The organism is Bacteroidota bacterium, from assembly GCA_020161395.1.
GTDB lineage: Bacteria > Bacteroidota > Ignavibacteria > Ignavibacteriales > Ignavibacteriaceae > UTCHB3.
The window spans coordinates 250,955-277,739 of the sequence record JAIUOE010000004.1; the positions used below are offsets into that span (position 1 = coordinate 250,955).

General features: G+C 37.7%; 41 protein-coding genes. 16 read left to right on the forward strand and 25 right to left on the reverse strand.

The window, feature by feature from the left end; all coding sequences use genetic code 11:
• Positions 1 to 42: 42 nt before the first annotated feature.
• The 18 genes from LCH52_08425 to LCH52_08510 all read right to left on the reverse strand — a co-directional run bounded on the left by LCH52_08425 (position 43) and on the right by LCH52_08510 (position 9,935).
• Positions 43 to 288: a hypothetical protein gene (locus LCH52_08425; GenBank protein MCA0388506.1), complete on the reverse strand. Its 246-nt coding sequence runs from the start codon at positions 286 to 288 to the stop codon at positions 43 to 45.
• Positions 285 to 563: a hypothetical protein gene (locus LCH52_08430; GenBank protein ID MCA0388507.1), complete on the reverse strand. Its 279-nt coding sequence runs from the start codon at positions 561 to 563 to the stop codon at positions 285 to 287. The genes LCH52_08425 and LCH52_08430 overlap by 4 nt, the downstream gene beginning before the upstream one ends.
• A gap of 89 nt (positions 564 to 652) precedes the next feature.
• On the reverse strand, positions 653 to 976 hold the full coding sequence (locus LCH52_08435) for a hypothetical protein (GenBank protein MCA0388508.1): 324 nt from the start codon (positions 974 to 976) through the stop codon (positions 653 to 655).
• Positions 970 to 1,281: a hypothetical protein gene (locus LCH52_08440; protein ID MCA0388509.1), complete on the reverse strand. Its 312-nt coding sequence runs from the start codon at positions 1,279 to 1,281 to the stop codon at positions 970 to 972. Before LCH52_08440 ends, LCH52_08435 begins: the two co-directional genes overlap by 7 nt.
• Entirely contained in the window at positions 1,272 to 1,913 is a 642-nt protein-coding gene (locus tag LCH52_08445) for a hypothetical protein (protein ID MCA0388510.1), read from the reverse strand. Before LCH52_08445 ends, LCH52_08440 begins: the two co-directional genes overlap by 10 nt.
• Complete coding sequence (locus LCH52_08450) at positions 1,840 to 2,871, reverse strand: DUF4373 domain-containing protein (GenBank protein MCA0388511.1); 1,032 nt, start codon at positions 2,869 to 2,871, stop codon at positions 1,840 to 1,842. Before LCH52_08450 ends, LCH52_08445 begins: the two co-directional genes overlap by 74 nt.
• A gap of 1 nt (position 2,872) precedes the next feature.
• Positions 2,873 to 3,388, reverse strand: coding sequence for a RusA family crossover junction endodeoxyribonuclease (locus tag LCH52_08455; protein ID MCA0388512.1), 516 nt, complete (start codon positions 3,386 to 3,388; stop codon positions 2,873 to 2,875).
• A gap of 78 nt (positions 3,389 to 3,466) precedes the next feature.
• Positions 3,467 to 3,970 (reverse strand): hypothetical protein, encoded by a 504-nt coding sequence (locus tag LCH52_08460; protein ID MCA0388513.1) that lies wholly within the window; start codon positions 3,968 to 3,970, stop codon positions 3,467 to 3,469.
• A complete protein-coding gene (locus LCH52_08465) occupies positions 3,963 to 5,180 on the reverse strand; it encodes a hypothetical protein (protein MCA0388514.1) in 1,218 nt (405 codons plus the stop codon). The genes LCH52_08460 and LCH52_08465 overlap by 8 nt, the downstream gene beginning before the upstream one ends.
• Before the next feature lie 33 nt (positions 5,181 to 5,213).
• Entirely contained in the window at positions 5,214 to 5,996 is a 783-nt protein-coding gene (locus LCH52_08470) for a PD-(D/E)XK nuclease family protein (protein MCA0388515.1), read from the reverse strand.
• A 1-nt stretch (position 5,997) separates the two neighbouring features.
• Positions 5,998 to 6,726 carry a hypothetical protein gene (locus LCH52_08475; GenBank protein ID MCA0388516.1) on the reverse strand — a complete coding sequence of 243 codons (729 nt, stop codon included), beginning with the start codon at positions 6,724 to 6,726 and terminating at the stop codon, positions 5,998 to 6,000.
• A gap of 128 nt (positions 6,727 to 6,854) precedes the next feature.
• A complete protein-coding gene (locus LCH52_08480; protein ID MCA0388517.1) occupies positions 6,855 to 7,139 on the reverse strand; it encodes a helix-turn-helix domain-containing protein in 285 nt (94 codons plus the stop codon).
• The gene (locus tag LCH52_08485) at positions 7,136 to 7,738 is read right to left on the reverse strand and encodes a hypothetical protein (protein MCA0388518.1); all 603 of its coding nucleotides are present in this window, start codon (positions 7,736 to 7,738) and stop codon (positions 7,136 to 7,138) included. The genes LCH52_08480 and LCH52_08485 overlap by 4 nt, the downstream gene beginning before the upstream one ends.
• Before the next feature lie 9 nt (positions 7,739 to 7,747).
• The gene (locus LCH52_08490; protein ID MCA0388519.1) at positions 7,748 to 8,770 is read right to left on the reverse strand and encodes a hypothetical protein; all 1,023 of its coding nucleotides are present in this window, start codon (positions 8,768 to 8,770) and stop codon (positions 7,748 to 7,750) included.
• Positions 8,771 to 8,786: 16 nt separating this feature from the next.
• The gene (locus tag LCH52_08495) at positions 8,787 to 9,053 is read right to left on the reverse strand and encodes a hypothetical protein (GenBank protein MCA0388520.1); all 267 of its coding nucleotides are present in this window, start codon (positions 9,051 to 9,053) and stop codon (positions 8,787 to 8,789) included.
• Complete coding sequence (locus tag LCH52_08500) at positions 9,053 to 9,340, reverse strand: hypothetical protein (GenBank protein ID MCA0388521.1); 288 nt, start codon at positions 9,338 to 9,340, stop codon at positions 9,053 to 9,055. Before LCH52_08500 ends, LCH52_08495 begins: the two co-directional genes overlap by 1 nt.
• A gap of 79 nt (positions 9,341 to 9,419) precedes the next feature.
• Entirely contained in the window at positions 9,420 to 9,659 is a 240-nt protein-coding gene (locus tag LCH52_08505) for a hypothetical protein (protein ID MCA0388522.1), read from the reverse strand.
• Between the two features lie 39 nt (positions 9,660 to 9,698).
• A complete protein-coding gene (locus LCH52_08510) occupies positions 9,699 to 9,935 on the reverse strand; it encodes a helix-turn-helix domain-containing protein (GenBank protein ID MCA0388523.1) in 237 nt (78 codons plus the stop codon).
• A gap of 151 nt (positions 9,936 to 10,086) precedes the next feature.
• Between LCH52_08510 and LCH52_08515 the strand changes: the two genes are divergently transcribed.
• From LCH52_08515 to LCH52_08590, 16 genes are all read left to right on the forward strand, one after another.
• Complete coding sequence (locus LCH52_08515) at positions 10,087 to 10,752, forward strand: S24 family peptidase (protein ID MCA0388524.1); 666 nt, start codon at positions 10,087 to 10,089, stop codon at positions 10,750 to 10,752.
• Positions 10,753 to 10,759: 7 nt separating this feature from the next.
• Positions 10,760 to 11,668: a hypothetical protein gene (locus tag LCH52_08520; protein MCA0388525.1), complete on the forward strand. Its 909-nt coding sequence runs from the start codon at positions 10,760 to 10,762 to the stop codon at positions 11,666 to 11,668.
• A 109-nt stretch (positions 11,669 to 11,777) separates the two neighbouring features.
• Positions 11,778 to 12,176 (forward strand): hypothetical protein, encoded by a 399-nt coding sequence (locus LCH52_08525; GenBank protein ID MCA0388526.1) that lies wholly within the window; start codon positions 11,778 to 11,780, stop codon positions 12,174 to 12,176.
• Between the two features lie 94 nt (positions 12,177 to 12,270).
• Positions 12,271 to 12,480: a hypothetical protein gene (locus tag LCH52_08530; GenBank protein MCA0388527.1), complete on the forward strand. Its 210-nt coding sequence runs from the start codon at positions 12,271 to 12,273 to the stop codon at positions 12,478 to 12,480.
• Positions 12,481 to 12,668: 188 nt separating this feature from the next.
• Entirely contained in the window at positions 12,669 to 13,076 is a 408-nt protein-coding gene (locus LCH52_08535; protein ID MCA0388528.1) for a hypothetical protein, read from the forward strand.
• Complete coding sequence (locus LCH52_08540) at positions 13,060 to 13,410, forward strand: hypothetical protein (protein ID MCA0388529.1); 351 nt, start codon at positions 13,060 to 13,062, stop codon at positions 13,408 to 13,410. Before LCH52_08535 ends, LCH52_08540 begins: the two co-directional genes overlap by 17 nt.
• A 9-nt stretch (positions 13,411 to 13,419) precedes the next feature.
• Entirely contained in the window at positions 13,420 to 14,529 is a 1,110-nt protein-coding gene (locus tag LCH52_08545; protein ID MCA0388530.1) for a hypothetical protein, read from the forward strand.
• Positions 14,501 to 14,854: an STAS-like domain-containing protein gene (locus tag LCH52_08550; protein MCA0388531.1), complete on the forward strand. Its 354-nt coding sequence runs from the start codon at positions 14,501 to 14,503 to the stop codon at positions 14,852 to 14,854. Before LCH52_08545 ends, LCH52_08550 begins: the two co-directional genes overlap by 29 nt.
• Complete coding sequence (locus tag LCH52_08555) at positions 14,824 to 15,438, forward strand: hypothetical protein (protein MCA0388532.1); 615 nt, start codon at positions 14,824 to 14,826, stop codon at positions 15,436 to 15,438. Before LCH52_08550 ends, LCH52_08555 begins: the two co-directional genes overlap by 31 nt.
• 148 nt (positions 15,439 to 15,586) lie before the next feature.
• The gene (locus tag LCH52_08560) at positions 15,587 to 15,916 is read left to right on the forward strand and encodes a hypothetical protein (protein ID MCA0388533.1); all 330 of its coding nucleotides are present in this window, start codon (positions 15,587 to 15,589) and stop codon (positions 15,914 to 15,916) included.
• A 49-nt stretch (positions 15,917 to 15,965) separates the two neighbouring features.
• Positions 15,966 to 16,691, forward strand: a complete 726-nt coding sequence (locus LCH52_08565; protein ID MCA0388534.1) for a hypothetical protein — start codon at positions 15,966 to 15,968, stop codon at positions 16,689 to 16,691.
• An 11-nt stretch (positions 16,692 to 16,702) separates the two neighbouring features.
• On the forward strand, positions 16,703 to 17,284 hold the full coding sequence (locus LCH52_08570) for a hypothetical protein (protein MCA0388535.1): 582 nt from the start codon (positions 16,703 to 16,705) through the stop codon (positions 17,282 to 17,284).
• Positions 17,268 to 17,633: a hypothetical protein gene (locus tag LCH52_08575; GenBank protein ID MCA0388536.1), complete on the forward strand. Its 366-nt coding sequence runs from the start codon at positions 17,268 to 17,270 to the stop codon at positions 17,631 to 17,633. Before LCH52_08570 ends, LCH52_08575 begins: the two co-directional genes overlap by 17 nt.
• 62 nt (positions 17,634 to 17,695) lie before the next feature.
• Complete coding sequence (locus LCH52_08580; GenBank protein MCA0388537.1) at positions 17,696 to 18,727, forward strand: site-specific integrase; 1,032 nt, start codon at positions 17,696 to 17,698, stop codon at positions 18,725 to 18,727.
• 256 nt (positions 18,728 to 18,983) lie between these two features.
• Positions 18,984 to 19,445 carry a tRNA adenosine(34) deaminase TadA gene (tadA, locus tag LCH52_08585; protein ID MCA0388538.1) on the forward strand — a complete coding sequence of 154 codons (462 nt, stop codon included), beginning with the start codon at positions 18,984 to 18,986 and terminating at the stop codon, positions 19,443 to 19,445.
• 66 nt (positions 19,446 to 19,511) lie between these two features.
• Positions 19,512 to 20,171 carry an adenylate kinase gene (locus tag LCH52_08590; protein MCA0388539.1) on the forward strand — a complete coding sequence of 220 codons (660 nt, stop codon included), beginning with the start codon at positions 19,512 to 19,514 and terminating at the stop codon, positions 20,169 to 20,171.
• Positions 20,172 to 20,207: 36 nt separating this feature from the next.
• On the opposite strand, the gene LCH52_08595 is transcribed toward LCH52_08590, so the two are convergent.
• Genes LCH52_08595 through LCH52_08625 form a run of 7 tightly spaced genes read right to left on the reverse strand, consistent with a single transcriptional unit; the run spans position 20,208 to position 26,572 of the window.
• Positions 20,208 to 20,873, reverse strand: coding sequence for an ATP-binding cassette domain-containing protein (locus LCH52_08595; protein MCA0388540.1), 666 nt, complete (start codon positions 20,871 to 20,873; stop codon positions 20,208 to 20,210).
• Positions 20,857 to 21,591 (reverse strand): class I SAM-dependent methyltransferase, encoded by a 735-nt coding sequence (locus LCH52_08600; protein ID MCA0388541.1) that lies wholly within the window; start codon positions 21,589 to 21,591, stop codon positions 20,857 to 20,859. Before LCH52_08600 ends, LCH52_08595 begins: the two co-directional genes overlap by 17 nt.
• Positions 21,581 to 22,531 (reverse strand): 4-hydroxythreonine-4-phosphate dehydrogenase PdxA, encoded by a 951-nt coding sequence (gene pdxA / locus LCH52_08605; GenBank protein ID MCA0388542.1) that lies wholly within the window; start codon positions 22,529 to 22,531, stop codon positions 21,581 to 21,583. The genes LCH52_08600 and pdxA overlap by 11 nt, the downstream gene beginning before the upstream one ends.
• Positions 22,532 to 22,544: 13 nt before the next feature.
• Entirely contained in the window at positions 22,545 to 23,792 is a 1,248-nt protein-coding gene (gene rho / locus LCH52_08610) for a transcription termination factor Rho (GenBank protein MCA0388543.1), read from the reverse strand.
• Positions 23,793 to 23,815: 23 nt separating this feature from the next.
• The gene (locus tag LCH52_08615) at positions 23,816 to 25,108 is read right to left on the reverse strand and encodes a bifunctional folylpolyglutamate synthase/dihydrofolate synthase (protein MCA0388544.1); all 1,293 of its coding nucleotides are present in this window, start codon (positions 25,106 to 25,108) and stop codon (positions 23,816 to 23,818) included.
• Positions 25,095 to 26,015: a dihydroorotate dehydrogenase gene (locus tag LCH52_08620; protein MCA0388545.1), complete on the reverse strand. Its 921-nt coding sequence runs from the start codon at positions 26,013 to 26,015 to the stop codon at positions 25,095 to 25,097. Before LCH52_08620 ends, LCH52_08615 begins: the two co-directional genes overlap by 14 nt.
• On the reverse strand, positions 26,012 to 26,572 hold the full coding sequence (locus tag LCH52_08625; GenBank protein ID MCA0388546.1) for a dihydroorotate dehydrogenase electron transfer subunit: 561 nt from the start codon (positions 26,570 to 26,572) through the stop codon (positions 26,012 to 26,014). The genes LCH52_08620 and LCH52_08625 overlap by 4 nt, the downstream gene beginning before the upstream one ends.
• Positions 26,573 to 26,785 lie beyond the last annotated feature (213 nt).

Consider the following 26,785-nt stretch of genomic DNA (forward strand, 5'->3'; position numbering starts at 1 on the left):
GGTCGTTAAAAATTTTGACCTTTTTGGTTACTTTAGAGAAACTCATTTTTTCACCTTTCTAAATTCTTTCGCTTGTGGACAGTCTGAAAAATGGGCAACATGCACCCCGGGATAGAATTCTGATTCACCACCATAAGATTCAAGATTTACAGGGATGTACTTCCCTTTTGAAGTTGGAAGAAATACAATTGCTTTTCCACATGCCTTACATGTTTTTGGTTTATTATCATTTTCAACGGGCCGGGTGAATGTGCCGAAAATGGATTTGTAAGTTGTCTCGTTATTCAATTGATCACCTCAGTTTTTGCCGTAAAAAGTAAGTCAATTGCCTCGAAATAGTACCCGATTTGATTAGTTGTTTTCAAGAGTCTTCCGTTCAAACTTTCGTTTACCTTGTCGATTTTGATCAAGAGAGCGAGAGCATAAATCAAAGTCCCTAATGGATGTTCAAAAGGATGTTTCGGGTCAATTTCTAATATGTTATAATCTTTTTTGTACTCGGGATGATTGTTCAAGTATTGCTGAATTGTCTGCATATCTTGCTTGTATAATCTGTCTTCCATTCCGGATTTCCTCAATTGGTTTTGATTCTAAAAGTAATTTTGGGGCAGGCGCTTAACCCGCCCCAAATGCAAAATAGTCGGCTGATTTATTAAGTTTTTTCTTTTGGTAATTCTACATAAGAATCCTCCTTACTCCCCACTTCCGGTGGAGTTTGATCGGATGTGAAAACATCACTTTGAGTTGGAATAAACTTGTAGTTTCTCGTAAATTTATGGGTAGCAAACCAAGCACAAAGAAAGGCAAAATTGGTCATGAACCCAAATGCAAAAAACATCTTTGGAGCTGTTGCTTTTTCATCAAGAAACATCATTGCGACAATGATTGAAAGGGCTATGCCCCAAAGAAAAACGACAAAGAAAAGATCAATCAGGATGTTACTTTCTTTTGGATTATTATTGAAAAGAGTTACCATTTTAGCCTCCTTTTACTTGTTGAATTGTGATTTATTGCTTTTTTGCTTGTGTGGTCTGATATACCCGAATTTCGACGGGAAACAGGGCGAGAATCGATTTTTATATCGGATTCGACCAAAGTTTCATTACCCGTTTTTATCGACGCTCTAAGAGCTTTATTTTTAATTTCAAATTCATAAATCTGCTCGTCATCAGTGTCAATGCAATTAACCTTCAGAAGGGCGTATGCCAAGACTCCGATTATCAAAAACAGAACCAATGCTCCGGCATAAATCAAGTCTCCGGTTGTGATAATCAGTTCCATGTTGGGTAGCTCCTTACATTTTCAATCACTTTGGGTTCTCGTCCTTCGTTGATCGCATTTATCCCTTCCCGAAGGTTGTAAGCAATCACTTCACTGGCTTTCATGTCAGGACGATAAACCGGCTGAATACTTGCTGTGAATTCTTTCGCCGGCAGTTCAGGAATATCATATTTTTTCATCTCCGTGATATGAGTGAAATAGGTAATCCCCTTTTCGATTTTTACAACCCTGAAATCTTTTTGCAGTGCAAGATTCTTCCTGACCAAATCATCAATCTGAACCCCGGTGTAAAGCTTCACTCGATTGTCCTCATCGGATAGTACATCCGCGATTGTGATCTTTGGGTACCTGTGGTTGTCAATAACAAAATCAACCCTCTGCTTCAACTGATCGTAAGACAGTTTTTTTGCTCTCAATCTCTCACTGAAATCAAAAATCCAACTCTCATCGATGTCAAAGTTTCGCTTCAATCTTTCAATTTGTTCATTCGCTTCTCTGCGGACGAGAACTTTTCCGTTCGTTACTCGAATTTCCATAGCTGTTAAATCAAAGTGAAATTCATTCCGGGAAGTGATGATTAACGATTTCTGTGGTTCGCTCTGAACTAACTTGTTTTTTTGTTCGTTTTCCATTGCCTTGCTCTTTGATTTTGGTTAAAATTACTGAAAATTTACTGTCGAGGATTGACGGACTCAAGTTGTCGTAAATCCAATTGTCGCTCGTCAGGTTCATACTTTCACGAAATAGAATTCTCATTTCATCGTAAACCTGTTCTGTGTTTGGGGTCTCTCCCCGGCTTTTTTTCAGGACCATGTATTGCCGGTAGATGTTGTTCATGTGTTGGGAATCTCGTCTTTTGTGAGTCAGAGGAAATGGGAACTCTCTGCTCTCTTCGAATTCTTCAGCGAATATCTCAAGAAGTTTCTCGTTGAAATTAGTTTTTGGGGGTTGTCCCGGGGGTTTTGGGGGATCTCCCCCAGTATGCTTTACTCTACTTTCCTTTACTTTACTTTCCTTTACTTTACTTTGTTTTAAAATGTTATCATTTTCAGTGTTTGAGTCAATTGAATGTTTACAGTCTGTATTCATCGTGTCAACATTTTCAATTAAAATGTTAACATCTTCATCACTTGAATCACTTTCAATGTTTGCATTTTCATCTAAAATGTCATCAACAATTCTGATATTTTGAGGTTTATTTGTTCGAAAATTTATGAGTAAATAATCTGATTTCATCTCAACAATCTTCCTTCTGCTGATGGCTTCCACATACCTTTTTTGGATGCCGGCACTCGTAAGAATCTGATAATTTTCGAACAAAGATTGATCAAATATTCGACGCTTAATCGCTGCCAAAATGATCTCTCTCACATCGCTTGCTCTGCTTCCGTCACCGATACTCCGAGCTAATAATGCTATCTCATCATCAGTACATTTGTAGTAATAACCATGCTGATATATCTTACAAAGCAATCGAATAATAACTATCTCACCTCTGGTTTGAAACTCAGCACTGATTAGTTGTATTTTATCGTCCTGAAAGAAATCAATGTCAAATGGGAAGTAGCTAAGTCCTGTTTTTGTGTGCATATTAATACACTCCAAATTCAGATAGAAGCCACGGTAATCTGAGATTGATGTAGTCATATTTAACATCTACACGATTGGTCTCAACCTTAAAAAATATCCCAGGTTTGCTTCCGTATGCCTTTGCTTTATCCACACAGCGATAAGCTCTGCTATCGTTGGTGAATACAAGTCCTTCAGCAGCATCCATCACCATTTTCTCAAGATTATCCAGGTCTGGTTTTGTATCTTTTATCAAGAGTTTACCCATCCGGATATCTTCAAGTGCATATTTTGGCATACCTCTTAAAGGTGTGAAAATAAACATCAGACTGTAAACAAATGGTGTATCTATTAGTTGAAATCCTGTCGGTAATTGGCTATAAATAAATGTCTTAATGCTCTTAACTTCATTTACAATCTTCTTGGGTTGATAATGATGGATAAAGGCTCCTCCGGCTTTGTTCTTCATAAGATGGCTTTTATCACCTTGTTTAGGGATGGCATCTCCGGGAATAAAAAATCTATATGTTTCAATCATGGTCTTTCCAAAATTTGCCGGGAGGAGTACGGGAGAAATATCCTCCCGGCTGGTTTACGCGAATTCAATATGTGTGTGTTATAGTTTAAAACTGTCTTCTTGTAATGGTGTCAGATTATAAAGTGAACTCAAGCTTAGTTTTATCTGATCTTTCCAGTCTGTACCATATTTGTTCAGGATTGTTTTGAATGCAATAAAATCAGGTTTGCGCAACTTGAAATCATAATCCCCGGATCGCTCATTCATTAAGGGTAAAATGTGAAGCAACAAATGATGAACCAGAATTTCCCGCAAGTCTGGATCAAGAGCTGTCCAAATGTCAATACTAACTTCGATCAGATAATTGAATCCTGAAAAATGGGTAAGTTCTTGACTACATAGCATAACACGGCAAGGATTTGTTTTGCTTATGTAGGGGCTAACCAACATGTAACCGACCTGTGCCGGAGCTATCAGTAACATCTGTGAAGCAATTATTCTTTCGGCCATTTCTTTGAGTTCCGGGCTTTCTTCCAATTCTCGTTTTACCGGTTTTTTATCAGAGGTATCACTGAAATCGAAAAATTTGTTCTTTTTACTCATTTGCGGATCCTCCTTCAAAAGATGCTTTAATTCTGTTTGCTTCCTCGGCAACTCGATCTTTGTCTGCCTTGCTTAGCGTGTTGTAAGATTCGGCAATTCCTTTTTTCCGTTGTTGAAAATCTTTTAAATTTTCAGCCATTTGCAAATCCCAAATCAACTGTGTAGCTAGGCTTGGTTCATCTGAATCAGGAGCGTTATCTTGCCCAGGATCGAACAAACTGCCTGATGCTGAATCATCTATCACATCTACAGGAGATTGAGCCGTAGAGCGCATAGAATTCGTTTTAACGGGAACTTTAGATGTTGCCACTTCCGCAAATTTCGCTTCGACCTCTGCCTTTGTCATATTAACAGGTGTACCTATTTCCGGGACTGGCAATTCGGTTTTAACCAGCAACAGTTTTTGTTCCGTTCTCTCTATTGGTGTGGGTACAGATACTATTTCAGCCTCGGTGGTATTTTCGATTACAACCGGTTCTGAAACTTTTGGAATCTCTAACTCCGGCATCGGTTTTACCTCTGTGAATTGAGCATCTTCAATTTCATCAGTAGATGACATTCCCATCAGAATATCAGGAGCATAGAACCGCCCGAAGAATGCTGCGGCTCGATACCTTAACATCACCTTGGGCATTGTCTGCCACTTGCTACCTTCTTTGCTATACCAACCTTCTCGCACAGCCATCTCTATAGAGACTTCTGGACCCTGAACTATTGTTCCGGATGATTTCTCTACAGCTGATGCAACACATTCCCAATCCTCAATTTCGAATGTGTATTCTTTTCTTGATTTCTGACGAGTCTGTTCATCATAAAATGATTGAACATATGTAACTGTTTTCTTCCCCTTTTCGATAAGCGTAAATTTGAGGGATGAGAATCTTCCACAACTGTTTATCGCGGCAATTATGAACTGACTACTCCAACTCGGTCGCCCTTGAATCACGAATAAATTTTGCATGATCATGGGAACACTGGCGCCTAACCTGTTAGCCATCTCAAGTGCAACAAGTACATTGGCGATGTTACCTTGGTAAGCCTTTGGAATGAGATTCGAAGCTGCCAATGCTTTGGCTATTCTTTGAGCATTATCAAAGTTTGTGATGTTCGTAAACACCTCCAGTGCAGCATTATCATTATCTCTTGTCCCCTGTGATCTTATCACAGGTTGAAGATCCATCATTTGTCCGGGGTTTGAAATTGGATTCATTGATTTATTCCTTATTGGTTTTTTTGAATTGTGTTAGTCTTTTACTCTTCCGCCGTATTTCTGCTCACATACCATCCAAAACGAGCACCATTTCCGACTACAAAGCATGCTTGTACGGTTTGGTACATAGGTCTCATTTTTCACGGACTGGATTAAGACAGCGAGAATATTGAACAGGAAAGGCTTTTGAGGTTCAACGCGGAAACTTTTTATTTCGGGTTGTTTCTTCTTTATCAGGTAGTCTATCCGGTTATCAACAATTTCAATTCCATGCGTCTCAGCCAGTAGCTTGTAACTTGTCTGTTGCAATACATAGCCTTCACTAATTGAACTGGGGGTTCTGCTTGTTGTCTTATGATCAATGAGTGTATGAGAAGAATCAATAAGATCTATTTGACCGCTTAGTGTCACTTCTAAATCTGTTTCCCCTCCATCATTGAGCTTTCCTTCAAAGCGTAACTCTGTATGAAGTGGTTGAATCCTCGGACTCATGGTATTGTGATAAACAGATATCATTCTTACTCCCAAATCTTTTGTTTCACCTTTGTCGGTTTCAAAAAATGCAGTGGGCTCAACTTCTTGTGTCTCTACCTCAAATGCAGCAGAGAATTCATCTATCATTTGTTCGGTGGGAAGATCCTGACGGGTATTTACTTTCTGTTTGAAATTCACTTCAAGAGGTCTGTGAATAGCAGACCCAAAAGCCAGTGCAAGGGCTTTTGGTACCGCGATCCTATCAATTGATTGAAAACGGAATTTAGCGCTACAATCCAGAAAGGTGCCTATCGAACTTGGTCGTATTATGAGCTTTTCCATTTTAAACCCTTACTGATTCAGTGAATTCAAATTTGATCCCCGGGATGGGCTGGCTTGTTGTTTCAAAATCAAATTCGGCACGAAGTTTGTCAATACGAGCAGAATCGACTTGAAGATATTCACGGGGTATCAGATTGAAGTCAGTTATCGACCATGTTTTCTTACGGGTAATATTAACTCCTGTAATCGGTTTCCTTGGTACCACTTCAACTTTGTAATCAGCAGAATCCAATCCTGTTTGCGGAAGTGTAATCAGACTGTCTTGAGCTGTGAATCCATTCCTTGCAATTTCGCTTCTTTCCTCAGCTCTTCTTCTTTCCTGTTCTTCCTCAAGTGCTTTTTGAGCAGCTCTTTGTTCCTCTTGAGCTTTCAACCTTTCACGCTTTTCAAATTCCATCAACTGTGACTTCAACCGTAAAATTTCTGTGTCAACGAGTGAAGTGATTGACTTGAATTCTGCGATGATGCGTTTCTTTTGAGTCTCGAGCGGTTCGGTAAATTTCTTCCGTGTTTCTTCGATCTCTTTGTTCGCTTTGTTCAGAATCTTAAGATGATGATTTGCGAGTGCGACATCATCACTATCGAATACAATCAATTCTTTCGAATTAGTAATTGCCTTCTCTACTACTGACCTTGAATCTGCTACTGCAATTGCTACATTGTATGCCGGTGAAATGGTATCGACCATATCTGAACGATCTGCATCCATCCGTTCTATTTCTGCGCCCATTTTTTGCTCCTTGGTTTTTGGGTTTAATTGGTTTTTTACTTCTCTTTACTTTTCAAATAATTGCCGGCTACTAATCCTCCGGGAGTCTATCGGGATTTTCACCGGACTTACTTTATCCAGCCTCTTAGCTACATTCCGGCTGGCTCAGGATCATCTTGTAAAATTGTTTTATGCCTCTTGATCCATATCCTCGCAGCCTCTGGAGTCCAGTACTTCGCTTTTTTGCTAATCAGGTCTTCTATGTCACGGATCCAAAAAAGGAAGTGATCCTGATGTTCGTCTAAGAATACAACTCTTATCTCTTTTGTCTCTACAAACCTTTTCATAAAGGTATTGCGGGAAACTTTTAATAGATTTGCTGCTTCCTCCATAGTGAGGAGTTGTTTCTCGATTGGTTCAAATTTTGTTTTCATTGTATGTCACACCAGTTATCGATGAATGAATGCAGTTCACTTGTTGTTTTAATGCTTTTGAATCCTGTCAGTAAACCGGCTTCTTTGAGCTTTCTGTCTATAAGCTTCCAAGCTCTTTCAGCGTGGTACAGATAGTACAGATACTCATATCCATGTCCGTTTACCCCTTTCTGTTGTTGCACGAGTGGTTCTTTACCCTGTAAATAATTCTGGTATGGGATATGCTCATTCTGCTGTAGAATTCCTGCCCACCGAAGTAACTTTTTAGTTCTGATATTGCTGATATTCGGGATAATTTTTCTGCCAAGGTTAGTTAGATTTACATATTCCTGACTCTGGCGAATTTGATAGAAGTAGTTTGACTTTTCAATAAAATCATCCTGTGCTTTCTGCATCTGTTCAATCTTAGCAGTACTTGTTTCAAGCTCTTGTTGTATATCATGAATTTTTGTTTCATGTATTTTAACCTGCATGAGAGCACGGGTTGCAGCTTCCCGGGTCACGGTTTCAATTAACTGTTTTAGTTGCTCATCAGTAGCACTTGAGATAATCGAAAGAATGTCAGTTGTCGGTTCTTGTTTTTGTATGTTTGCTTCCATCGTCCCCACCTATTTATTTAGTTTGAACTTTTCGGTAGTGGCAAACATGAAATTCTTCATACTCTCGTGAATATTCCTTATTTCACTTTTCATGTTTTCACTTATTGTTTCAGGGATTCGGGTAATTGTGGCGAGCACGAGAATATCACGGTGAAGCGTCTCACGGGCTACTCTAAGAGCTTTATACACATCCATGTCAAGGTTTATTACTCTAAGTTCAGCCTGTCGCTTATCAAGCTCTTTTTTGATTCGCTCGATCTCTTCGGCTTTGTTTTTAAGAGGTTCTAACCGGCTTAATTCTGTATTCAGTTTATCGATTTGGCTTTCGCTCTTCTTAACTTTTTCAGATAATGTCCTGATTGCATTTTCTTTGTCGTCGAGCAGATCATTTGCCATCTTCAATTCTGCAAGTGTTTTTGGGTCTTGCATCTCGATAACTACCTCTTTTACGGTGGTTGATCCTGATTCCTGAAGTTCTTGAATCTCTTCGTTTTTGGCTGTTAATTCATTGTTGAGTTCTATCACCCGAAGTGTTTGTTCACGGTATTTTCTTTTCCAGTCATCAAGTTCTTTTAGTGTACTCACTTCACCGGCAAGAACTGCTTGAGTTAATTGTGCCGGAGCTTTTTTACTTCCGGCAGCAGTTAAAACACGAGTTGGGAGGGATTCGAGGTAATTTGAGTTGTCCGCATTGCGGACAACTAAATTGTAACGATTTATAAGTTTGTAAACATTATCATGACCGTACCCACAATCTTCTATAAATTTCCTAAAAAAACCTTTGTGATGATTAGCGAGTATCTCTTGAGCTTCTTTGAAATAAGCTCCAATATCCGTCAGGAAATTTTCTGTAGTTGAAGTGATCTGATGTTTTAGGGTGTTCAACCTTAAATTCTCATCAGAGGTTAAACCGGTTTCACCGACCGGTATCATCCCGATACTTTGATCCAAATCTTTGATGTCATCGAAAAAAGAATCATCCGGTAATTGATCATCATATTCAGAATGATCGATTGTTCGTTCTAATTGCATTGGTTTTTCCTTTAGATTAATATGCGTTTGCAAAGCTGACTACCCTTTTGAGTGAGCCCAGTCTGTGAAGATTTTTACAGATGTCCCCGAGTCGCCCGATAAGAACTATTTTTTCACACTCAATCCTTTTTGTTTCTGGATTATAATTGATGCTGGCATTGTAAAGGATTACATTGTTTTCGCTCAATTCGCATTGAAGTTTTTCGGTTTCCTCGGCAATCTTATCTGCCATCCATTGGTCTTTTTCGTCCGTGATTTTTTGGTGTATAGCTTCCGTGAACATTAGTTTTTTTCCTCGATAGTGTGTTTAAGATCGTTTAGAATTCTCTCCAATAGATTTTGGTTTTGTGTGATTCTTAGGATAATCCATAACTCTGCATATCCGATTTTAATCCTTGTTTCACTTTTGAACCAATCATAAAGAATGTTTTTGCTTTTGAATCCAAGAACCTCTGCGAAATACCAGTAGGCATTTCCCTTATTGTTTGTGTGGCAATAGTCCAGTATGGCTGATTCAAGAGCATCCAGTAAGTCTAAACTCACTCGCATTGAATCCACTATGCGTTCCATATCGTTTTCCACTTTCTTCCCTCCGTTCAACCCGGTTAAGGGTTATTTCCAGTTGACTGAAATGATTCGAATATTTGAGTTACTCATAGTAGCTCTCACCGATAGCATTCATTTTCTTTACAGCGGCAACAAGTTCACTTTCAAGAAATATATGCCAGCCTGATTCACCCATGCACTTGTACAAGATTACTTTTGAGTCGACTGTTACCAGTCGTTGACGAACTGTATATAGTTCACTATGCCCCTTAAATTTTACCTCCTGTTTTTCTTCAAACTTGGGTTTTACATACAGAGCAATTTCTTTCGGTTTCCTTCTCATTCTTTTTTCCACTTGCTTTCCCGTTGTTTTCCACCCGGTTTACAGGTCGTTTCCAGTTGACTGAAATACTTCTTTTTGTTTAGGTTGCTTTTGACTTATATAGGAAGTGCAGTCGCCGAATAGCGATTCTAATTTTCGCAAAGTTTTCATATTGATTCTACCTCGATGTTTTATCGAGGAAATTAACTGTGGCGTGACTCCCATTTTCTCGGCAAGTTCCGTCGCTGTGATTCTTTTTTCTAAAAGAAATGTTGTGAGGTCAAAGATGATTATCATGTCTGTTGTTTATTTCTGTTTATTAACTAACACAAATATACAACACTAATTAACACAAGTCAATAGTTTGTTAAAATATTTTTTCATATTTAAACATCTATTCAACAAAATTAGACAACAGTATTACAATTTTTGTTTATTTATTTGATTTATGAATTGGAAAGATTTTATTGTAGAGTTAGAAAATGGTCTCTTTGGCGAGAGATTCAGCGATGCCGAATTAGCAAATAAGATTGGTGTCGATAGAGTTACGATCTGGCAAATACGTAATGGGAAGAAGCAATATATCCAACAAAATACTAAAGGCAAATTTGAAAAAGCATTTAGTATTCGGATCAACGATGATGATTTTGAAAATCTTCAGATCATACAACGAACCGATTTGCCTTCTAACCATGAACTAACTTCGACCAAAAGTCGTATTGAGGTAAGAGGTAACTACCTTCTGGGAGCTGTCTCTGCCGGTCGAGCTCAACTGCTGGATTATGAAGATAAGGCAATAGAGGATATTGATTACCCAATTGACACTTGCTTCTGGTACAGTATTGATAAGCAAAATGGTGATAGCATGTATCCCCTTCTTTGTGAGAATGACAAGGTGCTAATTGACAGAAATCTATCAAAACGATCAATTAAAGAAATGGACATAGTGGTTGTTTTTTGGGGAAATAGTTATGCAGCAGTCAAACTATTTGGACGATCTGAAACTGATGCAAATATCTTGGTTTTTCATTCTGCAAATATTATGGTCCCTCCAATTATTCTTCATAAAGACAAATGTGAGTATTTTAAGGTAGTACTAATTAAAAAAGTTTGAGAACTCAATGACTCGCTTATTTATAATCCTTGTTCTGGCTCTCCCCTTACTCGCCCAGAATTATAAACCAACCTCCCAAACCAATCCCAGTCTAAATTTTGATAGTGTTTTAGCTGGAGTTAAAGGGGTAAGAGTATTCTTTGGAGATGTGTGGCAAAAAAAAGTTGATGAGGGTGAGCGAGAGAGCCTTACCAACGCAATAAAACAATATCTTAATTACTTAGGTTTTAACACTATCGCAATGACATCAAATCAAAAAAAGAAATTGAACCAGTCATTTTGCGATGAAATATCCTTTCAATGTTGGTGGGAACATGATAATGTGAAATTAATAAAACTTGGCATCACATTTGGAACCTGTTTGGGCGATTTTTTTGAATTTGAGATTTCTAAACCTACACTAATGGACTCTTTACAGACAGACGAAGAGTTTACAGACTACATGTTGAATGAATGGAAGCAACTGTATACGCGAAAGAAGATTTATTATAATGTGAAGCAGCGACTCTCTCTCCCGAAACTTCCAACAAATTGGACTGAAAAGAGTGTTATGAGTTATTTGGATTCCGCAAGGATAGATTCGATAGAAGGAATTTACGAGATTATTTTAGACGGAAGTGAGACAATCACTTTCGCTAAATATAAGATTGCTGTGATTAAATCCGACAAAACTACCTATAATGTGATCTACTTAGCCGGAGCTACAAATAAAGATGATTGGGACGAAGGTGAAATAAAAGCAGTACTTAGAAAAACCGCTATCCCCGGTAACTTCAAAGTTCAGTGGTATATGGCAACTAAATTTCTTAATGAAGATGTTCACATGGAGCATGACCCAAGAGGAATATTAATAGTTAAAATTGGGACTCCTCCCGAAACAAACAGATATATTAAGCTTTATCCAATTAGATGGTGAAAAGCAATAGCAAGAACAAATGGACAAAAATATCAATAAATCAACTAAAATGCTATTATGAAACTCTATTACGAATTACCTTGTTTACAATTATCATATAAGATAACTTGTGGAACTAAATAATTTTAAATTACTTACAGACGGAATTGGACTAATCTATCTTCCGGATAATTCAAGTTTAGTACATGATTATGAGAAACATGTTACCAATAATATGGCTGAGGGAAGTGAGATGCGCATACTTTTTGAGAAATTTCAAGATGAAGGATGGATACATTCCTATAAAAAGTTCAATGACGAAAAGGAAGGATTTTTTTCATTTAAAACTAAAAATATTAGAGTGTATGGTCTTCTAATCAAAGGTACAAACAAAAATTATTTTATCATTTCAGAAGTTTTTATAAAACAGAATAAGCCAAAAGAACACAACAACGCTATAAAAAATTCAAAAAAAAGATTACAAAACTATGAATATAATATCCAACGAATCTATGACAATAAAGGATAAAACCTTTCGATTGACATTTAGGATTTTTGAAGTTATTCTTAAGTTGCTAAAACAAAGAGGAATCCAAAATTACAATTCTTATTTGTCAGAGAAAATGGGCACCCCTCGACCAAATATTTCAAGAATGTTAAATTGTGACGGTAATATCACTATTAAGACACTACTTAAAGCGCTTGATGCTGCTGATCTTGAGATGGAAGTTAAGTTCTATACTAAAGATACTTTGAAACCAATCGATCACATTTCAGTGGCAACAGTAAGATTACCTGAAATTTCAAAGGTTGAACACGAAAAAAAAATGTAACAACCCGTTCAATATATGTATATGACTAATATTCTTACGAACGATCTTGATTCAACTTTGTTTAGAACAACTGGCAATACTGTGGATTTTCAGTTATGTGAAATTAAAAATTCCATGATATATAGAAATCAGAAAATTGGAGGTGTCTCGTAGTGAATCTTGAGTATACACTAAAAATGATGAATTTGATGAAAAACAACATTGATATGTTTGTGTTTAATGAGGCATTTCTCAATAAATGGAAGGATTTGCAAATATCTGTTTTAAATGTTGTCAGATTTACTCGCACTCACAAGATGCTAAGTATCTTAACTACTCTTGAGTTATTCTTCAACGAGGAGCCGAATAAGTCCCGATTTCTTGAAATAAGTATTTCAGCCGATTTTGAATTAGAGAATTTCGAATATTTAGAAACTGATGGACGAATCGAATTCCCTCATGATTTTATTTCCATGCTGTTAGGTATAATGTACTCTACAATTAGAGGGGTAGTCTTAGACAAACCCATATTATCAGGTCTTGTATTATTACCATTAATGGATACGGATAAACTGCATAGAGAAGTAATAATCACACAAGATGAGCCAGAACGATAAAGATCAAAAGAGTCTGATTGATACAATCAATAGTCTTGAATACGATCCAGACCTGTATTTCTACCTAAAACTAAATCCGTCACATACCTGGGGAATCGAACCTTTCTTTAAGCCCGGGGAATATGTTTTACTCTCGATCCTTCCGAGTGAGAATATCGTGAAGGAAAATGATCTCTGTATAGTCAGTTACAACGAAATAGATGTGATCAGGATTTGCTCTCGTTCGGACAATCCAGACTATTATATCTTTACTGCCGGGAACATGAAGATACCTCCCCTCGCACTGAAGAAATCAGAGTGTAAAGTTTATAAGATAATCAAACATGAGAAGTGAGGGAAAGTTTTGAAGAAATTATTTACAACAACTGAATATAAAAAGCGGAACCAACGACATGCAGACTTATCTTTTTTTGTTAGAAATAAACGAAAGAAGAAATACTATAGCGCGCCGATTCTTCCTGTAAATAAAATACACGATTATGAAGAGAGTTTAAAAAAGGATTTCCCCGGTTATGAGATTGTAATCCCTCCCGAAGAATTCTCGTTTATTGACAATACTGAGTCAGTTGTGATATTTATTAATCAAATCATGGTATGTTACGAGAATCGAAAGAAAGTTTTTGTGAAGCTTCTTAGAGTACAGAAGATCACATACGATGCAATAATTGTGTTACTATCAATAATGGTAAAGTTCAGAGAAGCCGGAATAGATTTTAATGGAGATAAACCTCTTGGACATTCACCAAGAGAACTTTTGGATAAATCTGGATTTTTCAGTGAACTATTTACGAGGAAATTTGTAAAAAGTGAGATATATGAGTTTACCCACTCGGATAATTTAATTTGTACTCATGGTGATAAAAATGTGGCATCAGATTTATCCACACAATTAACAAAAACAGCTTCAAATTATTTGACTGACTACAAAGTGTCTAAAGCACAAGGAGTACAGCGATTAATGATTGAATTGATGCAGAATACGAATAATCATGCATCTGAAACACCAGGAGAAAAGCACTGGTGGTTATCTATGAGTAGAAATGATAAAAATAAGACTATTTATTTCTCGTTCGTAGATTTTGGGGTGGGCATTTTAAGTAGTTTGGAAAAGAAGCCAGATGATAATTCTTTTAAAAGTTACTATAAAAAATTGGTTAATTTGTTTGGAATTGAAAATCAACACAAACATCTCAAAGAAATTTTTTCCGGAGCCCTTTACGCTGAAACAGTAACAGGAGAGCATTTTAGAGGGAAAGGACTGCCGGGAATTGGTGCAGTTGTAAAGAGAGGTCAAATTAGTAATCTTCACATTATAACAAACAGAGTCAAAGGAAGTGTAAAAGATAATGTATATGAAAAATTGTCTTGTAATTTCTCAGGAACATTTTATCATTGGGAATTAAAAACGGAGTGTTTAAGCAAGTATGGAAAAGATAGTATTCAGAATAGCTAAAGAGTTTAGTGAGAGTCCCGGACCAAGATACATCAGGGAGGGGATCAATTCAGGTGAATTATTTCGTACCACCATTTTTTCACCTTTGGTTAAAAAATGTATCGAAGATGGTGTTAAAATTTTAGTCGACCTCGACGGAACATATGGATATGGTACATCGTTCTTGGAAGAGACTTTTGGTGGACTTATCAGAAATGACAAATTTAGGTTGGATGAGCTCAATAGTCTTTTTGAGTTTAAGTCGGAAGAGGAGCCTTATCTGATTGATGAAATTAAACAGTATATGGAGGATGAATGGCAAAAACAAAAAGGGCAAAAAAATTAAATTTTCCTTATCTCTTTTTTTGGGTTTCTATAGCAATTCTTGCAAGTCAATTGATAGGATTGATTTATACGAAATCTCAATTCCAAATAGAAAATAAAATTGATCTACTTGATATTTTGTCTCTGACGATCACATTAATTTTAGCGATCGTCATCTCAATGGTGTTTGACAAGAACAAATCAGATCACAGAGTTCTGAAAGATATTTTTATCAATAGAATTAGTAATATCGAAAAATTACTTTTTGAGTTCGATCGTTTGGTAAACTTACCAAGAGTTCCAATGACAGATGTTACTTATCAATCAAAAAAAATCAGTATGAGTTTCTCATTACTTGTCAAGAATTTAAGAAGTTCAACTGTTTACAATGGTAATGTTTCAAATGATGTCAACCCGGATAAAATCAAAGAAGAGCTGAGAGATTTTATTAAAGAATTTACTGAGGATTCCAATTACGAAATTATTATTGAAGAAACTGAAAGTTTTTATGTATACCATAAAGCCTTTTTAAAGCGACAAAGTACGGGGTTTACTAAACAATATAACCAACTGCTTAAACTCCAGATATTAATTAATAATGCATGAATTTAAATCTCATGAATTCCGAATTAGTGAAAGTAATGTGAGCAGCCATGATCTCTGGATAGTCAGTTACAAATCAGTAGTTACTGCAATGAACTTGTTTAGTTTTGATTTTGTTAACATATAAGTTACATTTTGTTAGGAAATGACTTTGAAGAAATCAGATGAAATTGAAATTAAGTCTTTCAATTTGGTATTTTCCTTCCTTGAATCAATTTTGGCGAGGTTCAAAAGCAAAAACATTCAGAAACCGACGACTTATCTTGCCGGTGAATTGGGAACATATAGAGCTTATATCTCTAAAACATTTAATAGTGAGGGAAATTTGACCGTTAAAACTATGATCTCATTAGCCAACGCAGCTGGTCTTGAGATAGAAATACTACTGAAGGACAAAAAAACATCAGAAGTTTTCAACTATATGGAAATTGCCACTTTTGACACCGATGATCAGAGCAGAGCGGCGTTAAAGAGGATATAGTTTATTCGAATCAAAGATTTATAAAAGACAGATAAAACAGATCACCATCATGAAGATCAACAAATTTAACAAAGGATTCAAAATCCTGCTATACATCGATAAAGTTATTAATCTTGAAGCTCGTTTTCAAGAGGTTAATAATATTATCCAAAGATTTAATCCATCAGGAAAAGCCATTTTATGGAAGTATGAGACACCAATTGGAGATGAAGATCCAGTTATGACATCTGATTTCTATTCTCGGGACAAATCATTCCAAATTAGAATCAAAATTACTCATGCGTATGTTGGGTTAGGGATAGCATTTCATAAGGAAATTAGTGAAGTCTCTTCGATTAAATTGTGCGAACAATATTATATATTGATTAAGGAAATCGCTGAATCTCTAAGCTACATTTGTTTTGTTAAGTATCTTGGTGAAATTGAGTATAGAATTCCCAGAGAAAACGAATTAAAAGAGTTCCTATTAAATGAATGCCCGGGTATTCTAAATGATCCGAGATTTATATCTTTTGCTTTTAATTATAAATTTTTATTCCTTGACTCCTATTACCTTCAAGTTCATAATGATCTGAGAGTGATAATTGTTGAGGATAAGCTGAAAGAATTGAAATCTGAAAATGTCTTTGTAGTTTTAATTGAGCTAAGCTCTATTCCCCTTTTTGAAAAGAAGGTTATTCACAATGATAACAAACTTAATTCGATCTGGGATCTGTTTTTCGAGACTATTGAAAAAAATAATTTGGTAAACTATCTTAACGCCGAGATACAATAATTGGTACTTTAATGAGCACAGCAATTGCATTAGATATAGAACTCAGTAAGCATATACTTTACACACCCGCTGCCAGTCCACAGGTGAGTAATGATACAAGTTTCATTTCTGGAAGTCTTTACGAAGAGATTGTTAAAGTCAGTTCCCGAAATTCAGCAATGTCCTATAATGAAGTTATTGGATCACAGTATTTAATTGGATATTTCGATAAAGTGGATTTCATCAACAGTGTAGAGAGTCTAAGAAAATATGATAACATAAAAAAGTTGATTGAATTTGGTGCACTCGAACACGACTGGGATAATGAAGGTGGAAAAAAAATTCCTAAAACCACTATTCGAACCGTTTACAATATTGTAAAAAGTGATAAATTGATCAAACAACCTTTTATTGCACCATTACCAACCGGTGGAATTCTTTTGACTTTGAGAATATCAAAAACTCAACACATGAATATATTCCTCCGGGATGAATCCACATACAATGTGGTAGAAATTGTTAAACGTGATGGAAACATAGAATCAAAAGAATACAAGATTAATCACAATACTCTGCTCCAACAAATCAATATGTATTATGCGAATAACCGATAAAAGCGAACAGGTATTTAGAGCTAAAATTAGTTTTGATGAGGTGGGAGCGGTATCTGCGGCATCATTTGATACAATGGGGAAAGGGTGTAGCATACATCTCTCCATAGGTAGGCCAATCGAGGAAATTCTTGCACTGTTATCAAAAACGGTTATTAATTCGAGTGATAAACCAGTCGGAAGATTAACTGTTGAAAATGTTGAAAAATCTAATTGTGAAGTGCATCAGGACGAAAAGGAAGAAAAAAATTTCCACGGAAATATTACGGGACCTAATCAAGCCCGCTCTCTTAGTGATATTCAAAAATCTCTTCTTGCAGCGTATTGTCAGCCAGTTGAGAGCTTTATCTAGTGTACATGCAAATGTAAGATCATAACCTTGCAATCTGATTGTAATTAAAAGGATTAAATTCCGTGGGAAAAAGTAAATACCCTAAAGGGGTATATTCGAAAGCTGGCTATCTTTATGTGAGTGTCTGGAATCCATTGACTCAAACTTCGGCACAAAAAGCAACAAAATTAAAGGATGTTCAGAAAAACTACAAAGCCGCCCGGGAGTTTAAAGAAGAGCTTCAGCAAACATTGAATAAAAAATGTTTCCTTGACACCCTCTGTTCTGACAATTCAAAACCGGTCAATTTTTCTAGTGCTGTTGAAGACTATATTTCAGCAAGAGATCTTTCAGCAAGCTCTATTACATCGATTAAATTCTGGAGTAAAGTTTGGCAGGAAGTCTCTGGGGATAAAATTATTTCTGATTTTACTGATCGAGATTACCATGCCTTTCTAGTTTATCTCAAGAAGAAAGATTATAGTATCTATACCAAAGGGATGGCAACTCGAACTCTGTATGCGATATTCAACTATTTCGTCAAACAGGAGCAGATAAAAAAGAATGTGATAGTAAAGATCAAACCTCCGGCGAAAGCGCCTCAAGCCATCCCCCAGCTCGATCTGGTAGACTTTCTTTACTTATTGGAGCAAATTGATATTGATTATTACTACATCGTCAACTTTATGTACTTAACCGGTTTTAGAATCGGGGAAACCATCCGACTTGAATGGAAAGATGTTGACCTCAAAAAAATGGTGATCAGGGTTAGGAATGAAAAGGGAAAACGATTTGAAGAATTCCCTATTCATAATGATTTGTTCGATCTTCTGGGTGAGATACCAAATAAAGATTTAAGGATCTTTCCAAAATTCTCAAGAATTGATAGTCTCAAAAACTATTACAAGTACCAAAGGGATCTATGGGGAGAAAAACGGTATACCATACACCAGCTGCGCAAGACCTTCATTACTAAGTTAACTCGCTTTGATTTGGGGGTCTATAAAGTTCAAGCGTTGGCCAGACATAAGGATATCAGAACAACTCAAGCTTATTACATCGATGTTGAAATGGAAAAATTGAGAGAAGATATCAATGATAGAATTAAATTTTAAGAGTAATTGGAAAGTAACAGTAATAGTAAAAATGCGGTGCTTTTGAGTGCACATAAAATGCGTTTTTAGCCTATTTATAGCATATTCGGTCTATAAACACAGTACCTTAAGCGACTACGGATCAAAAGGTTGAGGGTTCGATTCCTTCCGGGTGTACTTCAAAGTCCGTTTCTCCAAACGGACTTTTTTTATTTCCCCTTTTTATTCGTAAATTTTAACCATTATTTCTTAATTTTTCAAAAATTTAAAACGCTTTATGATATTCTCAGAAGATGACTACAGGTTTATGTATGCAGCACTTCAGGAAGCTTCTCTCGCCCTCGAAGAGGAAGAGGTACCGGTTGGCTGTGTGGTTGTACACGACAACCGTATCATCGGGAGAGGTTACAATCAGAACATAAAGTTGAATGATCCTACTGCTCATGCTGAAATGATCGCTATTACTGCAGCGTCAAATCATCTTCACTCATCCAGATTGAATGAATGTACACTTTATTGCACTCTGGAGCCATGTTTGATGTGCACCGGTGCGATCATTCATTCCAGAATAAAAAAACTGATTTTTGCGGCATTTGATCCAAAAGCAGGTTGCTGTGGTTCAGTATGCAATCATGCCGGTGATGGCAGGTTCAATCACAAGGTCGAGGTTTACTCCGGGTTAATGGAGACAGAGAGTTTGTTTTTGCTCAAGAACTTTTTTGAAAAGTTAAGAAATTAATATTTATTTAGTAGTTTTGCTTTGTATTAATTTTAGTCTTTTAACAGAGATACAACAAGGAAGATCATGTATTTAATTCTATTCGGTGCTCCTGGTGCGGGAAAAGGAACGCAAGCCAAAATAATCAGTGATAAATATGGCTTCGAACACATCTCGACCGGCGACATTTTAAGAGAATCTGTTAGAAAAGGAACACCTTTAGGAAAAAAGGCTCACGAAATTATGTCGAGTGGACAACTCCTCCCTGATGATATCATGATCGGTATCATAAGGGAAAAGTTATCTGAACCACAGCTTCGTGACGGTTTTATTCTTGACGGTTTTCCAAGAACAGTTTCACAAGCCGAAGCACTGGATAAGCTGTTCGGTGAGCTAAATTTCGGTGTCGGTGCTGTACTTGTTTTTCAGGTGGACGAGGAAGCCCTCGTTGAAAGACTGGCGAGAAGGCGAGCCTGCAAAAATTGTAATAATATTTTCAGCAATAATGAAATTGCCAATCTGACCGAGTGTCCGAAATGTGGCGCGCAGTACTCATTCTTTCAAAGACCCGATGATGATGAATCGGTTATCAGAAAACGACTTAAAATATTTAACGACACGACTTTACCTGTTGTTAAATATTACGATGGATTAACCGATCTTCACTATATCAACGGTCTGCAACCCATCAATGTCGTAAGTAAACTGATTTCAGATATTGTGGATGAGCTAAAAGAACGGGTTTAAGCTGGGGAGTAACTGCCACAAAGTAGTGGCGATAATCTAATTTTTTATTTTTACTCTGGTAATTTTACCCGAATCGAGTTTGTAGATTGCTCCTGAAGTATCGATGATATCATAATTGTGTGTAGCCAGCAGAATGGCTGTACCTTTTCTGTTGATATCCTGAAATATTTTTATTATTTCGCCGGAGGTCTCAGGATCAAGATTCCCGGTCGGTTCATCCGCAATAACTAACAACGGTTCGTTAACTATTGCTCTTCCTATCGCGGTCCTTTGCTGTTCCCCGCCCGAAAGACTTTTGGGAAAAGCATTTTTCAAGTGCAGTATCCCCAAATCACTTAGGACTGATTCGACTCGACCCCGAATCTTTTTTTGAGGATAATTGTTTATCTCAAGAATATAGGAAAGATTTCCAAAGACCGTTCTGTCAGAGAGCAGTTTGAAATCCTGAAAGACAATTCCCAGCTTCTGTCTCAGTTTAGGGATGTTTTTCTGGTCAGCTTTTAATGAAGAGAATCCGGCAATATCTATACTCCCCTTTTGAGGCAGAATATTAAAATAACAGAGTTGCATCAGGGTCGATTTCCCGCAGCCGCTTTTTCCGACCAGATAGGCAAAAGCACCATGGGCGAGAGAAAAATCGCAGTCATCCAGGATTTTATGATTCCCGTAGGCAAATTCCACACCTTTAAATTCCAGTATCATCCATTCTCCTAACCACATATTGAATTCGAAATGTCTTCTGACTCACTCCCTTTAGTGTAAATGCTTCAAATTTCTTCATAATTGCAAATTTGCACTCCTTAAGTAATTCATCTATCATCTCAGTCGGATATATGTACTCGTAGTTATCTTCTTCAATTTTTGTGTTGTCCGGAAGAGTAATGATAAAGGAATTTTTGTGAATCTTTCTTACAGGATCGTAATTTGAAGCCTGCTGATAGATAAGATTCCCCTGTTTCCTCTTTTTGCTGTAAGAACCTACATAAGCATAAGAATTTTGTTCGGTAACTATGTCGAACAACAAATAACCCCCTAAGACCAAAACCCTTTTAACTTCGTCAAAGAATTTTATTAGAGCCCCCCGCGTTGGAAGGTGGTTAACGCTGTCGAAACATGAAATCACCAGATCAAATTTTTGTTTGAATGGTATTTCAGTCATATCTATACACATTTTAACCGTATCCGCTGGTGCCTGATCGATCATTTTATAAGATATATCGCTCAATACTGTCATTTTAGATGAAAGCTCCATAGCCGGCAGCATCCTGCCTGTTCCCGAAGCCAGCTCAAGTACAAAATCAGTTTTTATATTATACTTTGCGATCAACTCGTTAAGATAATCAGCCCAACCGGCATAATTCACATGCCTTACGAGATCGTTGTAAATCGTGGAAATGTTCGAATAGGAATCACTTCCCATAGATGAAACGGCGGTTGGTGGATATCCTGTGTCCCCAGTCTATAGCTTCAATCATGGAGCTGAAATCAGCTTTGTTTTGCCATGCGATATCATGTGCGGTGCCGTGGTCGGGCGATGTCCGTATAATGTTTAATCCGGCAGTAAAATTTACACCTGATCCGGCGGTAAGCAGTTTAAACGGGATAAGCCCCTGATCGTGGTAGAGCGCTACAAATATATCGAAGTTAAGATATTGCTTTCGTGCAAAAAAAGCATCCGCCGGAAATGGACCTTCCACAGTACCGGAAAACTCCCTCAAGAGAGGAATAATCGTGTCGTTCTCTTCACTTCCTAAAAGCCCGTTTTCCCCGGCGTGGGGATTCAAGCCAAGTACCGCAATCCTGGGTTGATGGATGCTGAAATCATATCTGAGAGAATTGCTGATTGTCTCGAGACACATTCTTAGTTTCTCAGTTGTCAGATCCCTGCTGACTTTTGAAAGCGGGATGTGAATGGTAGCGAGAGCACACTTTAATTGATTCGACAAAAAAGTCATAACAAAGCCGGTGGAATTATCCCATTCAGCCAGTAATTCGGTATGACCCGGAAAATCGACGCCCGCCAGACTGAATGCATACTTGGAAATGGGAGCAGTTACAAGAAATGCTGTATCGTCCTTTGAAACGATCTCAAATGCTTTTTCGAGTGCGCGGTATGATGCTTCGCCGGAGTCGGCAGTCGGTTCCCCTTTGCTAAGTTCAAAGGTTCCGATATCCACAATCTCCACATTCGGTTTCCCTGACAGGTCTATTTTTGTCAGTTCAACAGCCTGTGAAAATACATTTCCGGGTATAACAATTTTATAGTTAATATCCTTTACCTGAAGAAGTTTATCAATCGCCTTCAGGGTAATTTCCGGACCGATGCCATTGATGTCACCACAGGATATTACTCCCGTCATTTTGTGAATCATTTCAGCTGTTCATCATGTGAAGGAATTCTTTGTTATTCTTTGTTCCTCTCATTTTGTCAAGTATTTCTTCCATTGCCTCGACTGGGGTAAAGTCGCTAAGGAATTTCCTCAGAATATAGATTCTCTGGAGCTCTTCTTCTTTAAGGAGAAGTTCTTCACGACGGGTACCTGAACGGTTAATGTCGATGGCAGGGAAAATTCTTCTGTCACTGAGATCGCGATTAAGAACGATTTCCATGTTTCCGGTACCTTTAAACTCTTCGAAAATTACATCATCCATTCTTGAACCGGTATCGATAAGCGCGGTTGCGATGATGGTAAGTGAACCGCCGTCTTCAGTGTTTCTTGCAGCTCCAAAAAATCTCTTCGGTTTGTGAAGTGCATTCGAATCAAGACCGCCGGAAAGGATTTTCCCTGAATGAGGCACCACGAGGTTATGAGCTCTTCCAAGTCTCGTGATTGAGTCGAGAAGGATGACTACATCATGTTTAGCTTCGACAAGTCTTTTTGCTTTCTCTATGACCATATCGGCTACCTGAACATGTCTTTCAGCGGGTTCATCGAAAGTTGAACTGATTACCTCAGCATTCACGCTTCTTTCCATGTCGGTTACTTCCTCAGGTCGCTCGTCAATGAGGAGGATTATTAATTTGACTTCCGGATGGTTTCTTGTGATAGAGTTTGCGATTTTTTGTAGTAATACAGTTTTACCGCTTTTTGGGGGAGATACTATAAGACCTCTTTGACCCTTGCCGATAGGAGTAAGCATATCCATTATTCTCATGGCATACTCGCCGGGAGCTGACTCAAGAACGAGTTTTCTGGTCGGGTATACAGGAATAAGGTTATCGAAAAGGGTTCTTTCTCTTATTTCGATCGGGTCCATTCCGTTGACGGCTTCCACGCGGAGAAGAGCAAAAAATCTCTCCCCTTCTTTAGGCGGTCTGACCTGTCCGCTTACGAAATCACCTGTTCTGAGAAAGAATTTTTTGATTTGAGAAGGTGAGATATAAATGTCGTCGGGTGAAGGAAGGTAGTTATATGCTGCCGATCTGAGGAATCCGTATCCATCCGGCAGCACTTCAAGAACTCCTTTGGAAAAAGTAAGTCCATCCTTTGCTGTTTGTGCTTCAAGAATCTTAAAAATTAGTTCCTGTTTCCTGAGGTCAGTAAAACCGGTGATTTTAAGTTCTTTCGCAATTTCGTTTAATTCAACGATTTTTTTTGATTTCAGTTCTGAAATATCCATTTGATTACCTTGTTATTAAAACTTTACAAAATGTTACTGTAATATTTTTTTTCAAATACTTTTTTTACTTCGGCGATAAGATACATACTGCCGTAAATTACAAGACATTCTTTATCTGCGGCACTCAAAAATTTCTTAATGAATACAGGGATATCGTCGATTTTCTTGTATTTTATTTCGTGTTTCTCTGCAATTTTTATAAACTCCTCCATCTTCACCGCTCTTTCGTTATCCTTCAGTTCGAACAGATAAATTAAATCGAAATGCGGTTTACTCTGAATCAGCATTTCTTCGAGACTTTTATCGTTAAGACATGAAAACAAAAGATAGCGCTCCCTGAATTTCTTTTCCTCCTTCGAGAATTCCTTCAGGAAATTTTGAATTCCATCAAGATTATGCGCAGAATCGAGAATAATTCTTGGATTATCGTGTACTTTTTCATACCTGCCCTGAATTCCGGTATTTGTCACAACATTCTTAATTCCTGCGAGTATTTTTTTTGAATCACTAAATTTTATTGTTTTGTTCAGGGTTAAGATTGCGAGGGCGGCATTAAGTTGCTGGTAGGAGCCTTTTAGAGGGGTAACAAAATTGTCGAAAAAAAGCTCACTTGAATAGAATTCGAAGCTGTGTTCCCTCTTGTTAATGTAGTCTTTCAGCTTGTAATATTTGCATCCCTTTTCTTCGGATATCCTGATCAGGGTTTCCTGAGCCGGTTTTTCTAAAAAACCCAGGAAAACGGGTACCTTTTCCTTAATTATTCCCCCCTTTTCCTCAGCTATCTGTTCGAGGCTGTGTCCAAGGATATGGGTGTGCTCCAAACTGATCGAGGTGATGACTGAAGCCAAAGGTTTGATAACATTAGTTGCATCGAGTCTTCCACCAAGTCCCGTCTCGATCACTGCGTAATCCACTTCCTTATCGGCAAAATATTTGAAAGCGAGTGCAGTGGTAACTTCAAAAAATGTCAGGTTTGTCTCATAAATGACACTCTCATACTCAGCCATAAATTCGATGACATATTTATCGGGGATTATCTGCCCGTTGATTCTGATCCGTTCATTATACTTTATGAAATGCGGCGATGTATATAACCCGGTTTTGTAGCCTGCTTCTGTCAGAATACTGGCAATAAAAGAGGAGGTACTCCCTTTTCCATTTGACCCGGCAACATGAAAGCATTTTAACTTTCGTTGTGGATTCCCAAGGAGATCGAGAAAATTCATGGTATTCTCCAAGCCCAACTTCACTCCACGATTGTGGAGGTTGAAAAGTATCTGGAGATAGTGGTCTATGGCAGGATTAGTTAAACTCATAAGAAGCAATGATTGAATTAATTTTAGTTCTCTTTGTTTTTAGACAGTAATCTTCTAGTGATGGTATAATCTTTTCGGCGGTATCCGGATTTACAAAATTTACTGTACCGAGTTGAATCAGTGATGCTCCCGCTATCATAAATTCAACAACATCTTCCCAGCCTGCAATACCTCCAATTCCGATTATCGGGATATCACATTTTCTGCTTATTTCGAGTACCTTTGCAAGTGCAACAGGTTTGATTGCCGGACCAGACAAACCACCCGTAACATTGTACAGTTTCGGTTTGCGTGTCCAAATGTCGAACGCTGTTCCAACTAAAGTATTGATCGCAGACACTGCATCAGCACCATTTTCTCTGGCTATCCTTGCGAACAATCCAATATCGGCATTATTAGGAGACAGTTTGATTATAACAGGTTTCGATGAGACGCCTTTAACCTTATCAGTAATTTCGCCAACATAACCCGGATCGTTTCCAAAAATCAGTCCGCCATCCTTAACATTCGGGCATGAAACATTTATTTCGAAGGCATCGATAGTTTGTTCCTTCGTAAGAATTCGTACGCATTCAACATATTCTTCAACTGACGACGCTGCAATATTGCAAATAACACGGGTATCGTACTTTGATAGAAAAGGAAGTTTCTCGAGGATAAATTCTTCCACTCCAACATTTGCCAGCCCGATGGCGTTAAGCATTCCGGAGGCTGTCTCGACTATTCTCTGAGGTGGATTCCCTTTTCGCGGTTTTAAACTTATCGATTTTGTTACAATTCCACCAATTTTATTCAAATCGGTAAAATTTGAGATTTCGTAACCGTAACCAACTGTACCGGATGCCAGAAGTACAGGATTTTTGAAGGTCAAACCGGCAATTTCAACGCCAAGATCAGGCTTGTTCATATCACTACATCTTTCACATTGAAGACCGGACCGTCCTTACAAACAAGAAGATATTTCGTTTCATCATGGCTGTTTTCAACGGGACATCCCTGACAGATTCCAAAACCACAAGCCATTGCACACTCAGTTGAAATTTCGCCGTTTATATTCTCCCCTAGCAATAATTGTTGCAAAACCCTTAACATCGGCGAAGGTCCGCAGGCAAAAACTTTGATTTTCTCATCTCGGAATTCATCAAGGTGTGCTGAAAACAGATCAACAACAGTTCCCTTGACTCCCAATGAGCCATCGTCAGTTGCCGTTATTACATTTTCAAGTCCGTATGTTACGATATCAGTTGCACTTCTCCCCCCTAAAAAAGTCGTTACCTTTTTTCCGGTCAGTCTTTTTGTAAGAAGAGGAAACGGAGCCACGCCTATTCCACCGGCAATTATTATGGCGTGGTCGAAATCTTCATCGATTCTGAATCCTTTTCCCAAAGGTGCAATAATATCAAGCATGTCGCCCGGTTTCTTGTCAGAAAGGTTTCTGGTTCCTTCACCGTGTACATTGAACATAAAACAGATGTTATCCTGCTCAATATCGCAGATGGAAAAAGGGCGGCGTAATAAGGGAAAGGAAGAATCGCTGACCTTGATATTTGCGAACTGCCCGGCTTTAAATTCGCTGCTTAGCCGGGGAGAATTACATTTTAGAAGGAATATGTGATTTTTTAACTGTGCTACAGATGTGACAGAAACTTTAGTAATAATCAAGTTATTTCCCGCAAG